The organism is Pseudomonas sp. PDM03, assembly GCF_014852385.1.
Taxonomy (GTDB): Bacteria; Pseudomonadota; Gammaproteobacteria; order Pseudomonadales; family Pseudomonadaceae; genus Aquipseudomonas; species Aquipseudomonas migulae.
Map to the genome: position 1 here is coordinate 1 of NZ_JACVBM010000049.1, position 1,002 is coordinate 1,002.

At 51.3% G+C, this 1,002-nt stretch carries 2 tRNA genes and 1 rRNA gene; all 3 read right to left on the minus strand.

Going from position 1 to position 1,002, the window contains the following annotated elements:
• Positions 1 to 205 precede the first annotated feature (205 nt).
• Positions 206 to 281 (minus strand) — tRNA-Ala (locus IB254_RS29340).
• A gap of 28 nt (positions 282 to 309) precedes the next feature.
• A tRNA-Ile gene (locus tag IB254_RS29345) sits at positions 310 to 386 on the minus strand.
• An 82-nt stretch (positions 387 to 468) separates the two neighbouring features.
• Positions 469 to 1,002, minus strand: a 16S ribosomal RNA gene (locus IB254_RS29350); the annotation flags it as partial.

The following is a 1,002-nucleotide window of genomic DNA, read 5'->3' on the forward strand; positions in this document are numbered from 1 at the left end:
AAGACGACATTCGCCGAAAATTCGCGATTAAACTCACAAATTTTACCTTAGCCTGAATAAACACCAGTGAAAGTGTTATCCAGTCTATCTTTCTATCACATACCCAAATTTTTAAAGAACGATCTAGCCAAAGACTAGAAATCAACATTCACCACCATCACGATGGAATGCTCATTTCTAAGCTTTATACAATCAGAAGCAGTAGTGGTGGAGCCAAACGGGATCGAACCGTTGACCTCCTGCGTGCAAGGCAGGCGCTCTCCCAGCTGAGCTATGGCCCCGTATTGCTACAGGATCCCACACAAAAATTGGTGGGTCTGGGCAGATTCGAACTGCCGACCTCACCCTTATCAGGGGTGCGCTCTAACCAACTGAGCTACAGACCCAATTTCGGGCTGCTTCTTATCGTCTTCTTCAATGAATCAAGCAATTCGTGTGGGAACTTATGGAGCAGCTGATGTCGTCGATTAAGGAGGTGATCCAGCCGCAGGTTCCCCTACGGCTACCTTGTTACGACTTCACCCCAGTCATGAATCACACCGTGGTAACCGTCCTCCCGAAGGTTAGACTAGCTACTTCTGGTGCAACCCACTCCCATGGTGTGACGGGCGGTGTGTACAAGGCCCGGGAACGTATTCACCGCGACATTCTGATTCGCGATTACTAGCGATTCCGACTTCACGCAGTCGAGTTGCAGACTGCGATCCGGACTACGATCGGTTTTATGGGATTAGCTCCACCTCGCGGCTTGGCAACCCTCTGTACCGACCATTGTAGCACGTGTGTAGCCCAGGCCGTAAGGGCCATGATGACTTGACGTCATCCCCACCTTCCTCCGGTTTGTCACCGGCAGTCTCCTTAGAGTGCCCACCATGACGTGCTGGTAACTAAGGACAAGGGTTGCGCTCGTTACGGGACTTAACCCAACATCTCACGACACGAGCTGACGACAGCCATGCAGCACCTGTCTCAATGTTCCCGAAGGCACCAATCCATCTCTGG